This window comes from Neorickettsia findlayensis, from assembly GCF_009856525.1.
GTDB classification, from domain to species: domain Bacteria; phylum Pseudomonadota; class Alphaproteobacteria; order Rickettsiales; family Anaplasmataceae; genus Neorickettsia; species Neorickettsia findlayensis.
In genome coordinates, this window is sequence record NZ_CP047224.1 from 504,589 (window position 1) to 517,089 (window position 12,501).

At 41.1% G+C, this 12,501-nt stretch carries 11 protein-coding genes and 1 tRNA gene; 2 read left to right on the forward strand and 10 right to left on the reverse strand.

Annotated elements, in window-relative coordinates:
• Positions 1 to 163: 163 nt before the first annotated feature.
• The 5 genes from GP480_RS02355 to rpsD form a co-directional block, all read right to left on the reverse strand.
• Entirely contained in the window at positions 164 to 751 is a 588-nt protein-coding gene (locus tag GP480_RS02355) for an L-threonylcarbamoyladenylate synthase (protein ID WP_160095533.1), read from the reverse strand.
• Positions 748 to 1,542: an MBL fold metallo-hydrolase gene (locus GP480_RS02360; RefSeq protein WP_160095535.1), complete on the reverse strand. Its 795-nt coding sequence runs from the start codon at positions 1,540 to 1,542 to the stop codon at positions 748 to 750. The genes GP480_RS02355 and GP480_RS02360 overlap by 4 nt, the downstream gene beginning before the upstream one ends.
• A complete protein-coding gene (iscX, locus tag GP480_RS02365) occupies positions 1,539 to 1,742 on the reverse strand; it encodes a Fe-S cluster assembly protein IscX (protein WP_160095537.1) in 204 nt (67 codons plus the stop codon). The genes GP480_RS02360 and iscX overlap by 4 nt, the downstream gene beginning before the upstream one ends.
• A 239-nt stretch (positions 1,743 to 1,981) precedes the next feature.
• Positions 1,982 to 2,064, reverse strand: a tRNA-Leu gene (locus GP480_RS02370).
• Positions 2,065 to 2,073: 9 nt separating this feature from the next.
• Positions 2,074 to 2,691, reverse strand: a complete 618-nt coding sequence (rpsD, locus tag GP480_RS02375; RefSeq protein WP_067979593.1) for a 30S ribosomal protein S4 — start codon at positions 2,689 to 2,691, stop codon at positions 2,074 to 2,076.
• A gap of 348 nt (positions 2,692 to 3,039) precedes the next feature.
• Here rpsD and GP480_RS02380 point away from each other — a divergent pair, with 348 nt between their 5' ends.
• Positions 3,040 to 3,549, forward strand: coding sequence for a cell division protein FtsQ/DivIB (locus GP480_RS02380; protein ID WP_160095539.1), 510 nt, complete (start codon positions 3,040 to 3,042; stop codon positions 3,547 to 3,549).
• A 300-nt stretch (positions 3,550 to 3,849) separates the two neighbouring features.
• Here GP480_RS02380 and GP480_RS02385 read toward each other — a convergent pair whose 3' ends face one another.
• The 3 genes from GP480_RS02385 to GP480_RS02395 all read right to left on the reverse strand — a co-directional run bounded on the left by GP480_RS02385 (position 3,850) and on the right by GP480_RS02395 (position 6,520).
• Complete coding sequence (locus GP480_RS02385) at positions 3,850 to 4,395, reverse strand: GTP cyclohydrolase I (protein WP_237111302.1); 546 nt, start codon at positions 4,393 to 4,395, stop codon at positions 3,850 to 3,852.
• Positions 4,376 to 5,119, reverse strand: a complete 744-nt coding sequence (locus tag GP480_RS02390) for a F0F1 ATP synthase subunit gamma (RefSeq protein ID WP_237111303.1) — start codon at positions 5,117 to 5,119, stop codon at positions 4,376 to 4,378. The genes GP480_RS02385 and GP480_RS02390 overlap by 20 nt, the downstream gene beginning before the upstream one ends.
• Positions 5,120 to 5,671: 552 nt before the next feature.
• Positions 5,672 to 6,520 carry an FAD-binding protein gene (locus tag GP480_RS02395; RefSeq protein ID WP_160095543.1) on the reverse strand — a complete coding sequence of 283 codons (849 nt, stop codon included), beginning with the start codon at positions 6,518 to 6,520 and terminating at the stop codon, positions 5,672 to 5,674.
• A 95-nt stretch (positions 6,521 to 6,615) separates the two neighbouring features.
• Between GP480_RS02395 and GP480_RS02400 the strand changes: the two genes are divergently transcribed.
• Positions 6,616 to 8,628, forward strand: coding sequence for a hypothetical protein (locus tag GP480_RS02400; protein WP_160095545.1), 2,013 nt, complete (start codon positions 6,616 to 6,618; stop codon positions 8,626 to 8,628).
• A gap of 92 nt (positions 8,629 to 8,720) precedes the next feature.
• Here the strand turns inward: GP480_RS02400 and GP480_RS02405 are convergent, their stop codons facing one another.
• Complete coding sequence (locus GP480_RS02405; protein ID WP_160095547.1) at positions 8,721 to 9,653, reverse strand: fructose-bisphosphatase class II family protein; 933 nt, start codon at positions 9,651 to 9,653, stop codon at positions 8,721 to 8,723.
• A gap of 343 nt (positions 9,654 to 9,996) precedes the next feature.
• On the reverse strand, positions 9,997 to 12,477 hold the full coding sequence (topA, locus tag GP480_RS02410) for a type I DNA topoisomerase (RefSeq protein WP_160095549.1): 2,481 nt from the start codon (positions 12,475 to 12,477) through the stop codon (positions 9,997 to 9,999).
• Between the last annotated feature and the right edge of the window lie 24 nt (positions 12,478 to 12,501).

Consider the following 12,501-nt stretch of genomic DNA (forward strand, 5'->3'; position numbering starts at 1 on the left):
TCCAGTCTGATATTAGACTATAACTTTTAAAGGTGAGCAATATTTTAGTGAATGAATACACCAAATAGAATTTCATTCAGTGAAATCTTCTACATTCTTAAGATTCTCAATGAGCAAATGCCGAGTCTATATCATAAGAAAGGTCTGAGAAGTATAAAACACTCTATTCTATAAACTCAGACTTTCCAACAAACCGTATGTTAAAGGCGCCTTTTCGTACTAAAACTGGTCTTTCCCCAGAAATATCAACAATAGATGAAACGATACCTTTAACCCCGCGATTATCACATATAATGTGACTGACCCTTTTCTTTATGTAGTTCCCTATTTGAGTAAAATTGCTCACCGCTGGTCTACCTGAAAGATTTACACTAGTCGCAAAAACTGGCCGTTTGAATATTCTAAGGATTTTAAGCGCCACCTTCGAGTCCGGAATTCTCACTGCAACTTTCTCCGGAAACCGGAACCTGAAATGAACACTTTTCTTACGCCTAAATATGAATGTCACTGGACCGGGACAACATTCCTTTATCAGACTCGCCTGAGATTGATTGAATAACGTAAATTTTTCCAAATGCGTAATACCTGCCACCATAACAGGTAAATTCTTTTTGATATTTCTTTGCTTAATATCATATATCCGCAACATGGCACGATAATTTGATGCATCACAAGCGAGTGCGTACACGGTCTCAGTTGGAAAGATAACAATTCCACCAACGCGTAGAAAACTAACCGTCTCAAAGATCATATCTCCAAAGAGAGACCATCGTATGCTGGCATCACATGATTAACACCACTGACTTTTAGCTTGGTAACCAGATCGTCATACGCTAATTTATGTGTCATATGGGTGAAAAAGGCACTTTTTGGTCGTATGAGATTTATATATTCCAGAGCTTCGGCAAAATTAGAATGAGCATAGGAACTTTCATAATCAAAGCACTCAATAATAAAAACCTCTAGCTCGAGGGAGTGCAGAATATCAAGAGCACGAGTCGGTATTAAACGAACATCCGTACAATATGCAAACTTTCCATTTAGAATAATTCCACAGCTGTTTATGTTGCCATGTGTTTGAGGGAAGATCATGCAAAACATATCCCCAACAGCAAACTCTTTATAATATGGAACAACCCTTGCACTAAGGTAGCATCTTTTCCACATTGCATTACTTAAATGTTCTGACTTGAAAAGATATCCATAAAGAGTCTCTATATGAGAGATAGTAAATTCGTCACTGAACACGTGAATACAATTTCCCTCTGAGGTGGCAAAGGAAGAAAGCTCATGAGTTCCACCATGATGATCGAAGTGTATGTGTGTGTAAAAAACCTGATCTACACTCGAAAATCCTTCCCGCATTGCCTGGGCCCGCAAGTCCGGTGACGCGTCTATGAGTAAGCAGGTAGAAGAAGTCTCTACAAGAACAGAACACCTTGTTCTTCTATCAAGTGGATTACTTGACACACATACCGAACATGCACAACCTAATACCGGCACACCCGAAGAATTGCCACAACCCAAAACCGTAATCTTCATTCCTGATCTTCCCGCTCAGATATCCAAGCTGCTTGTATGGATTCTAGTATTCGCTCATTACAAGCATCGGGATGATCCTCAAAACCCTCTAGTGAGAGAATCCATTCGCGCAAATCAGTAAATCGAATATTAACATTATCTTTATCGGGATAACGCAACTCCAGTGCACTCGCTATATCCTCAAAATCGTTCCATTTCATTCAACACAACAAAAATAACAGAACCTGTATTAGACGCAGTACACTTAACTTAATCCCACAAGTTCCAGACACCGGCCTAGATTTTAGCGCGCGCAGGCTCGCCTTACAACAGGCTTAATGCAGGTTATTTTGAAGCATTCCTATTTACTATTTACGGAAGACAGGATATTCACCAAACCCACTGACAAGCGCGCAACACAGCACATATCAAAGCCCCCATACAAAATAAACTCAGGGAATACCCATGGGGAGAGTTGAACTCCCAAGGCCAAAAGGCCCACGGATTTTAAGTCCGCTACGTCTACCATTCCGTCACATGGGCAGAAGAATCTTACATCTTACTGGAAAAATATTCGGTTACCAAGTTCGGCTCCATTACAACAGGATATGGGACATCCTCAAACTTCGGCAAAACCAGCAATTTAACAGATCTCTTTTCTCTATTCACTTCCAAATAGTGTGGAGTTTCGGAATTTGAAGCAAGCGCAGCAACAACACAAGGAATATTGCTAGCCCTATCCCTTATCTGGACAACATCTCCCTCCTTCAACGTGAAGCTGCAAATGTTTACTATTTCCCCATTCACGGTAACGTGCTTATGCGACACCAACTGCCTGGCAGCAAAAATCGTCGGAACCATACCGGACCTGTATAAAACTGAGCTAACACGGCTCTCAAGAAGAGAAATTAAATTATCATTCGTATTGCCCTTACCCCTATAAGCCTTACCGAACACGTTCGCGAACTGCTTTTTTCCAATAACATAGTAAGTTCTAAAAGCACGCTGGGCAGCGTTCTGCTTATAAAAATCCGAAATCTTTTTTACTGGAGCTCTTCCATGTTGTCCCGGACCATAATTCCTTTTATGAACTGGATCCTTCTGCGACCCCCAGAGACTTGCTTTCATCTGCCTGCTTACCCTGAACTTTCTTCTTATCGTAGTTGTCATGGTCGTATAAAATCACCAGTTACTTCTAACATGTCACGACCTTTTGAGCAACAAAGAAACGAATATTTCTCTGACTAAAGAAGACACAATCTTGTAGTGATCGATAAAATACGAAAAATCTGAGTAAAGTAGTACTATGATCTGTCTCGTAGAAATGCACTTACAGTCATGAGGATCGAGATATCAAAGGAACGAAAATCAGGTGGCTATACAAAAGCAAGATATTGTCTATACACTTCCTCTAAAGAAGTGTGCTGAAGAGATTCTTTTTTGATTTTGTTGAATGAGCATTACTAACCCTGTTCATTTTATACGCCTGCCAGGATTGGTTCCGGTACTCAAAGTACTATGAGTAAAAGAATTAGAAAATCCTTTATTTTGCTATCTTGTTTGCTTTTTTCCTTGATCGTTATATTCGGAGGAATAAACCTTACCTATAGATTAAAGTACTTCTTTGATACTCTGCTGATAGAGAACGGATACACAGTTAGTAAAGTGGAGACTAGAGGTTGTAATTATGTGGATAAACAACAGATATTCTCATTTGTTGAACCATATGAAGGTAGGAATATACTCTCAGTTCCACTTACTGAAATAAGAAGTAAAGTTCTTCAAGAAAAATGGACTGCCAAAGCATATGTAATAAGAAAATTACCCAATACGATCATTATCATTGTAGAGGAATATAAACCGCTTGCACTGTTAAACGATGAAAGCGTACTAGCTGATGATCTAGTTACAGTCATTCCGTTAAAAACTCCACAGGAAAGGGAACGTTTCCGCAACCTCTTGAAAATCGACGCAAAAAGTTTAAACAAAGGGACAAAACCGCTGTCAGAGTTGCGCAAAAAAATGTAGAAGAACGACTTTAATCAACTTACATAAATCCGAGATCCAATAAACGAAAAACCGCAATCTGATACTCAAAATCGATGAGATGATGACTCCTAGATGAAAAGTATGGATAGACAAAGCACTAAAGAATATGAAAATCCATTCATGAGTAGGAAGAAGGAAAAGTGTAATGCCACAGATGACAAATTACCTTAAAATACCTCTGCAACCCTATCAAAAGATGCACCACTTAATTTAGAGTGTGACGCAACGCAATTCAGAAAGTATCATCCTTAAAAATTTCCAATTAATAGGCTTGAGAGTCTATTTTAAGATAGAAAAAAATTCTTGAACTTCTCCTTTGGTGTTAGCAGCGAAAGCGCCTCTTTTTGCTACGGACTCAAAAATTGATGTACTATGAGCCACACAGGCATGCCTGGCCGAAGCATACACTATTACTCCTTTTGGGGACAGAGATTCCTCAATTGCAAGTGCAATTTGAGCACAAATCCTCTCTTGTAACTGTAATCTTTTGGTACAAGCACTTACCAATCTTCCGAGACTCCCAAGAGTTGTGATGGTCTTATCCGGGATATATCCGATGGAAATATATCCAGAAATAGGTAAAACATGGTGTTCACACAAAGAAAGAAAGGGAATCCTTTTTAGCACCAGCAAAGATTCACCTCCATCAGGATTCTCCATTCTCATAATAAGAGAAGAGAAGTCACTGCACGCGTAACCAGAAAAATAGTTTGCAAGTATCTTAAGAAACAAGTGTGACGCGCCGCGCAGTCCTAGGTGATCAGTCTCACCTACCCCGAGATCGAAAAAATCTTTAACATCGCCTTCAGATAACTTCTGCACCACTGACAACCTCTATTAATTCCTTTGTAATCTTCTCTTGTCTTGCGCTGTTATAGCGACGTCTAAGTTTATCGCCTACTTCCTGGGCATTCTTAGTTGCACCATCCATTGCAAGCATTCTACTCATATTCTCACTTACCTTTGCTTCCCTCAGGCAGACATAAAGTTGTGCACACACATACTGGACGTAAAGATAGGTAAATAACTTCTTATGTTCTGGCTCAAGATGTGAAGTACACACATCATGAAAGAGAAAATCACTAGCAGCAGGTATCCTAAGTAACACAGAATGCATATTCATCGCACTCTCACACTTAGTATAGAGACAACGAAAAACAGCCTTACTACCTAAGCTGGTAACCAGCTTATTGAAAAAATAGAAATCCACCCCCTCGCTGCCTGAAGTATTTGTTCGGGCAGATGGAAACTGCTCAGCAAAAAAAGAAATTTTCTTTCCGATAAAATAAAACGTAGCGCCGCTATCCTTAAATTCATCAGCAAGACTACGTAAATGCCTAATCAACGAAGAATTATAGCCCCCACATAACCCTCTGTCCGCGGAGAAAGCAACCAACACATCTCCTTGGGCTGGGACATCCGAAGAAGATACTTCTTCACGAAATTTGCCAAATATCTCCAAAGACCGCAGTACCTCGTCCCTATAACGGCGCGCAGCTACCAGCGAAGTTCTTGCCTGCTTTAGCTTCGAAGTGGCAATCATTTGCATCACTCTGGTAATCTTTTTCGTAGAATTTACACTGTTAATTCGGAGTAAAAGGCTTTTCAGATCCGACACTTGACGATACAAAAATAAGCAGTAGGCCTATAGAATCATAGCAGCTCCGTGGATTTTTTAAACACCAAAGGAATAAACTTTTTCTCCTTTTCCATTGCTAGATTGTTCATGAAGGTGCTCAAAGCGACACTCAGCCTCACTTTCACAAAGACAGAAAACCAGTAAAATCACAAAAGGCTGAGCAACTAACTTTCACATTTCTGTACGTTTCTATGAATAGATGGTAAAACCAAGGCAACCTACTTACTTTTCAGCACTTATGAAATTTGGTCAAATCGATGATTCCGTACATTAAACGAATCTTCCGGTACTCACACGTACTGCATACTCATCACTGAGCTGAAGCGCACATTTTTGCACATTAAACAAAACGTCTAAAACAACGTACACTGAGCACATCTTACATTCATCGCTATGTGAAACGGAATCACGTAGATGAACTTTTTCGTTATACGCGCTTATTATCTGTTCATGAGTAAAATCTCATATGAAAACCACCGAAAAATCCAAGGTAACTCCCAATCTATTCTTCACCCCATTTCTTACAACGTAACAAAGTTCTATAAGTGGATCAGCTGTTTTGCACCCCCCATTTATGATGAAGTTGTTGTACTTTTCGGAAATTCTTGCACACCCTACAGAAAACCCTACATATCCAGCCTTGGCAACAAGCTCACAGGCCTTTTGTTCCGGTAGATCCTGAAAAACCGCACAAGCTGCCTCAGAAAATGCAGGTTGGAAATCCTGGCTTTTTCTTAACATCTCGAGCGTCAGCAATTTTATCTTCTCCTTCTCCATCCTGCAGCTAGCATCAAAAACTGCTTCAACACAGATGTAATTCTTTGGCAGTGAATTACCTCCATTTTCAAAACCTATTTCCTCGCGAGAAAGTGTGAGTATCTCTCCGTTCTCACAAATAAAAGTTGCAGCCACTAAAAGGTCTGCGCTCCTTCGATTATAAGCACTTGCATTCATTGCAATGGCACTTCCGATAGTACCGTGCATAACCGCAAAAAACTCAAAAGTACCAATCTCATTATCAAGCGCAAATCTCGCCAGAGTCGATTTCAGCACTGCTGCTCCGACTTTTACTTTCCCATCTGCGTATGATATGTACTCGAAACCTCTCCCCAGTTTCAGAATAGGTTTATCTAGTACCTGGCCTGCAAGAATATTGGACCCAGCACCTATAACGTGAAAATCGTGATTCTTAATAAAATGCACAAGTTCATTTGTATTGGTCGCACAAAGTAACTTGCCCTTACCTCCAACTCTGAGCCGAGTATACCTACTTAATTCAACTTCTTTCAGCTTATACTTCGCGTTACGCAAGGTTCATAGAAATAAAACAAATATCGTGATATCTTAGCAATCTCTGCTGCCATATTCCAAGCAGCGGACTTTTAGTTTGCGAAGTTATAGGATAAATGTTGCGGATCCGTTTTGTTGTACTCTCCATCATACTACTTCTCTGTTTGCCGTCCTGCGGAAAAAAAAGAAGGGACTTTGCATCTTATCCGCTCCAGAACCCTCAAGGAATCGATTTTGAAGGCGATCCTGACTTTGTATCAGCTTACATGAGATATGTGGGCGTCGCAAAAGATCAGAAAAATGTGGGAGAGAGTGCAAGCATATTCGAGTTGGACAGTGTTGAAGAATTAGAAGAGTTCGACCCCGTTGATGCAGGCTGGGAAGTCGAAAAAATCCCTCCGGGAAAAACAGAATTTGAAGAGTTCCTTACCGATAATTTGGATACCTTGAAAAGCAATGTCGTGGACACTTTCAAACAGGCAAAGGAGTCGTTTGATGCAGTCGTAAACGTAACAAAAAAGTCGCTTCCCAAACAACCCGATGGTCGTGCCAAAAAGCGTGCTAGTAAGCGCGCTAAAAGCACCTTCCGAAGCACCACTCCTCAAGCCAGATCCAGTAAAGCAAAGAACAATCAGAGTATTCCAGAAATAGCAGATACCACTAAAGAAACAGAAACCGACGATTTAATCCAAGATAGCACCCAGGAAAACGGCGTAGCTTTTGAAAACACTGATCCAAAAAGCGAGCAAAATGCTAGAAACATTGGAGAGCCTCCGAAAGCTTCAGTTGTTGAGCCACCTGAAGTAAATGAAAGTAAGAGAGAAGAAAGTAGTGCAGATGCTCTCCAGGAAGAGCAGACAGTCACCAACAAGGAGGAAAACTTAGATCCAAACAATCGTGGTGACGACCGTGTAAAAGGGAAACTTGATCATGATAAACTCGACCACGAAATCATAACAAATCAAGAGAGTTACGGAGAAAGAGCATCCCAGCAAAATACTCTCAAGCCGGATGCGATAACAGGTGCAAAAGATTCGCTTTCCAGTCATACATCCACGCTGAACGCAAAAACAGAGAATTCGAGTCCAACCGGATTTCCTCACTCAGAAAGCATGGATGATGAAAAAAGCAAAACAGCCAAAGGTATTCAGCACGAAAATTCAACTCCACAGACTGACTCCACGCTGAACGCAAAAACAGAGAATTCGAGTCCAACCGGATTTCCTCACTCAGAAAGCATGGATGATGAAAAAAGCAAAACAGCCAAGGGTATTCAGCACGAAAATTCAACTCCACAGACTGACTCCACGCTGAACGCAAAAACAGAGAATTCGAGTCCAACCGGATTTCCTCACTCAGAAAGCATGGATGATGAAAAAAGCAAAACAGCCAAGGGTATTCAGCACGAAAATTCAACTCCACAGACTGACTCCACGCTGAACGCAAAAACAGAGAATTCGAGTCCAACCGGATTTCCTCACTCAGAAAGCATGGATGATGAAAAAAGCAAAACAGCCAAAGGTATTCAGCACGAAAATTCAACTCCACAGACTGACTCCACGCTGAACGCAAAAACAGAGAATTCGAGTCCAACCGGATTTCCTCACTCAGAAAGCATGGATGATGAAAAAAGCAAAACAGCCAAGGGTATTCAGCACGAAAATTCAACTCCACAGACTGACTCCACGCTGAACGCAAAAACAGAGAATGTGGCTCAACAACAAGACGATTCTGTCGTTGGTTTTTGTGACTGTATCCCTTCTTGTAGCTGTATGCATCGGAACAACACACTTGCTGCAGAGGAGAACGCATCTCAACGAAATGATTTTGCTATCAATCCATGTGACCCCTCTCATTGCAGCAAAAGCGATGAAGCAAAGGAAGAGATTCAAGAAAGTATTCCTTCCACGGAAGGAGGTGGGGCCGCGCAAGTCACGACTGTTCGAAGTGGTCGCGCAGACTGCAGTATTGGAAAAGGCATAGGGCATACTCTTAAAAGTAGTCAAGCCCTAGCAAAAATTCTGCCAAGCTTGCCATTTTGTAAAAGTGAATGTGCCAATACGGTCATATACTCAAATGACCCAATAATAGAAAACGCCCGAGACGGCCAATCTGATGAAGAAAATTAGCAAAGAACCTATCCGTGTAATAGTTTCACAGTAGACCGTATGCCTTATGCAGAAGTACACCTGCAGGTGAACGACAACCAGAGTTCCCCATTCTACTTGCAGACATGAATAGTAGAACACACTTTACTAAACGACCCGGGCAATATAACTAGCGACTCACAATAAGCTGGATGTTTAAGACTACCTTTCTTGACACCACCCAACAATTTCCCTTCTGTGACGCCAGTTAGAATAAGTATCGCATCCTCCCTTATGAGCTCGTCATGTGAATAAGACCTCTCAAAATCTGTAATCCCAAGTTTTTGTGCACGCTCCCTCTGCTCACCACTCTTAAAGAGCAGTCTACCCACCATTCGTCCTCCAAGATTACGTACAGCCATAGCTGACAAGACACCTTCTGGAGCACCACCACTGCCCATGTATGCATCTCCAGCATTCCCGATAACCATTGAGACAATAGCTGAAATATCTCCATCGGTCACAAGTTGAACCCTTGCACCAACATCCCTAACTTCGGTAATAAGCTTCTGATTACGTTCTCGCTTGAGGATTACAACAATAAGCTCTTCGGGTCCTTTAACTCCCTTAGCAGAAGCAATTTTCTTCAAATTTTCAGCAACCGTATTGCCAAAACTTATATCACAGTCATAAGGCGTGTATATCTTTTCCATATAAACATCCGGAGTAGAAATGATGCTTCCGGGCTTACCAAAACCAAGCACAACAAGCGAACCATCCATAAAAGATGCACAAACATCGGTTCCCTCTAATGGATCTACAGCTAGCTCTAAGAGTGGTCCTCCCTTACCTAGCACTTCTCCTATATGTAACATTGGCGCACAATCTCTTTCGCCTTCGCCTACCATAACATTAATAGTTGCATTGACCTCATTCAGAGAATTCCGCATCACCTCTACAGCGACACGATCTGCCTCTTTACTATCACCCAGACCAGCCATGTCATATGAAGAAATCGCAGTTCTCTGTGCTACAGATAAAAACTCTAAAATATATGAATGCAGCATCTTAATTACTCATCGCAAACACACTCCAGGAAGGTTACCCGAAATCCAGAAATTGGGCAAATTGACTCTCACCCATTGAAGAGATGAGCAACATGATTAAACTTATGAGAAATACGAAATATTCTTTGGATAAACACCAAGCGATACAAATCTAACGCTCCATTTACGACACACGTCATCACAGCTATCAGAAGTCACAGCACATAAATTATTAAACAGGCATAAAGAGCGCGCGTAAGCTAAAAATATACTTCCGAGGAAACAAGAAAAAACTAAACTTCTCTACACTCTAAAAATTGCTGCATTCATCTTGTCGTTAATCTTGAAATGCATGTAAAAAACGCTATTTCTTCCCTTTTGCGGAGGCCTTTCTTTTTGTTGTTACTTTCTTCGTAGATTTAGAGGTACTCTTCTTTTTCTCAATTAGAATGATTGCCGCTTCAAGAGATAACGACTCCGGACTTTCTCCCTTCGGTACTGGAACATTCATCCTACCACACTTAATATACGGACCGTACCTCCCATCACGAATCTGTATCTCTTCACCTTCATAGGATCCAAGCACGCGGAGTAAACTCTTGTCATGAATAACATAACTCTCTATGAAATGGACGGCTTTATCTAGTGTCATTTCATCCATTTGGGAAAACTGCAAGTTGTAATACTTTGCATTCCAAAAAAGATATAGACCATACGGGCCAAGCCCCATTTTGATTTCTTTACCATCTGCCGGGTGTTTACCAAGCATTTTTGGTAAAGAAGCAATTTTATGAGCAAATTCTTCGTCTATAGAAACGGGGTCAACATCTTTTGGTATGCTACTATTTTTGCCCTTGTATTTAAGATAGATACCGTAAGGACCTTTATGCAGACTGATATCCTGAGCAATTTGCTTAGGATATTCGGCATCATCATTGCTATAACTGTTCACTATAAATCTACAAACCGGATAATCTGTGCAACCAAGGAAAACTCCATAACGACTTACATTCAAATGCATGTACCCTTTTTCACATTTTGGACACTTATCACCCACCTTCACTTCTGCTGATACAAGCTTTTGTTTTGCAAGGGCACCGTTTACAAATGCCAAAACCTCAGTAATCGGAATTTTTTCCACCTCTTCCACATTAGAATGAAAGCTATCCCAGAAATCCCGAATTACATCTAGCCAAAAAACTGTTCCATCTGCGACTTTGTCCAGTCTATCTTCTAGTTCAGCAGTAAAATGGTACTCAACATATTTGCTGAAGAAATGCACCAAAAACTCAGAAACTAACCTTCCCCTGTTCTCTGGAATAAACGACTTGTTGACAATAGAAGCATATCCTCTCTCCTGTAAAACAGAAACTACGGTAGCGTAAGTTGAAGGACGCCCTATACCAAGCTCCTCGAGATGTTTTACCAACCCTGCTTCTGAGTAGCGATGCGGCGGCTCGGTAAAATTCTGCATAGGCAACACATCACCTACCTTTACCTGAGCACCTTTTGTCTGCTGGTTCATGAAATCTATAACATCCTGATTTTTATTTTTGTTCTTTCCATGTGAAAACGCAGCATTAAAACCATCAAAAACAAGCAGCGATGCCGACGCAGAAGTTCTAAACTTCTCGTTTTGAGAAACAAATGTAATGCTCTGACTACTCATAATGGCGTCACTCATTTGACAGCCAAGTGTTCTCTCCCATATGAGCCTGTAAAGCTTGTATTGATCTGGTGTGAGATAAGACTCAATTTCTTCGGGCGTACGAAAGATACTTGTCGGCCGAATAGCTTCATGCGCTTCCTGAGCGTTTTTCACTTTTTTCTTGAATAAAACAGGAGACTCAGGCAAATACTCTTGCCCAAAATTTTTCTGAATAAATTCTCTTATTGCATCAACACTTTCAACAGAAAGATGAGTAGAATCTGTCCTCATATAGGTGATGAGCCCTTCAATTGCACCACCTATCTCGATACCCTCATACAGCTTTTGTGCTAGACTCATCGTTTTCTTTACACTAAACCCAAGCACAGTTGAAGCCGTTTGTTGCATAGTGGATGTAATAAACGGTGGACTAGGCTTCTGCTTGAATTCCTTCTTCTTGATTTCTTCAACAAGGAATGGAATTCCCATAATTTCCTCAACAATCTTTTCAGCTTCCTCCACCACTCTTATGGACATTCTCTCGAGTTTTTCACCATTTATGTGTGAAAGTTGGGCAGGAATGACAAGATTTTCACCATCGATCATATTGACAATCACCGTCCAATATTCCTCTGGCGTAAACAGGCCTATCTCATTTTCTCTATCGCATAAGATCCTGAGGGCAACAGATTGAACTCTACCGGCAGATTTACTTCCAGGTACTTTTTTCCACAAAACCGGAGAAATACTAAACCCAACAAGATAGTCAAGTGCCTGCCTTAGCCTTTGCGCACGAACAAGATTTTCATCTATTTTCCTCGGAGAGGCGATAGCATTTTGCACAGCGGTTTTCGTAATTTCGTGGAACACAACTCTATGTACATCTTTAGGAAGCACATTGTTCTCTCTGAACACTTCGACAAGATGCCAGGAAATTGCTTCCCCCTCTCTATCAGGGTCCGTGGCAAGGTAGAGTGCTGTCGCGTTTTTTACATCCTTAATTAACTGAGGCACCACCGTTTCACCGGTATCGGTAAGCTTATAGACCATCTCGAATGAGTCCGTTACATTTACAGATCCCTTTTTATTGGGAAGAGCTCGCACGTGACCAAAGGACGACAGTACCCTAAAGTCTTTACCTAAATATTGGGCAATGGCCTTACCTTTAGTGGGTGATTCTACTATGAGGACATTCATCTCTAAGGGACTTTTTATGAATGA

Excerpts from the sequence above, each read along its gene's own strand:
- GP480_RS02380 (WP_160095539.1), top strand. The coding sequence starts at position 3,040 with ATGAGTAAAAGAATTAGAAAATCCTTTATTTTGCTATCTTGTTTGCTT.
- iscX (WP_160095537.1), bottom strand. The coding sequence starts at position 1,742 with ATGAAATGGAACGATTTTGAGGATATAGCGAGTGCACTGGAGTTGCGT.
- GP480_RS02360 (WP_160095535.1), bottom strand. The coding sequence starts at position 1,542 with ATGAAGATTACGGTTTTGGGTTGTGGCAATTCTTCGGGTGTGCCGGTA.
- GP480_RS02390 (WP_237111303.1), bottom strand. The coding sequence starts at position 5,119 with ATGCAAATGATTGCCACTTCGAAGCTAAAGCAGGCAAGAACTTCGCTG.
- topA (WP_160095549.1), bottom strand. The coding sequence starts at position 12,477 with ATGAATGTCCTCATAGTAGAATCACCCACTAAAGGTAAGGCCATTGCC.
- GP480_RS02355 (WP_160095533.1), bottom strand. The coding sequence starts at position 751 with ATGATCTTTGAGACGGTTAGTTTTCTACGCGTTGGTGGAATTGTTATC.
- GP480_RS02400 (WP_160095545.1), top strand. The coding sequence starts at position 6,616 with ATGTTGCGGATCCGTTTTGTTGTACTCTCCATCATACTACTTCTCTGT.
- GP480_RS02405 (WP_160095547.1), bottom strand. The coding sequence starts at position 9,653 with ATGCTGCATTCATATATTTTAGAGTTTTTATCTGTAGCACAGAGAACT.
- rpsD (WP_067979593.1), bottom strand. The coding sequence starts at position 2,691 with ATGACAACTACGATAAGAAGAAAGTTCAGGGTAAGCAGGCAGATGAAA.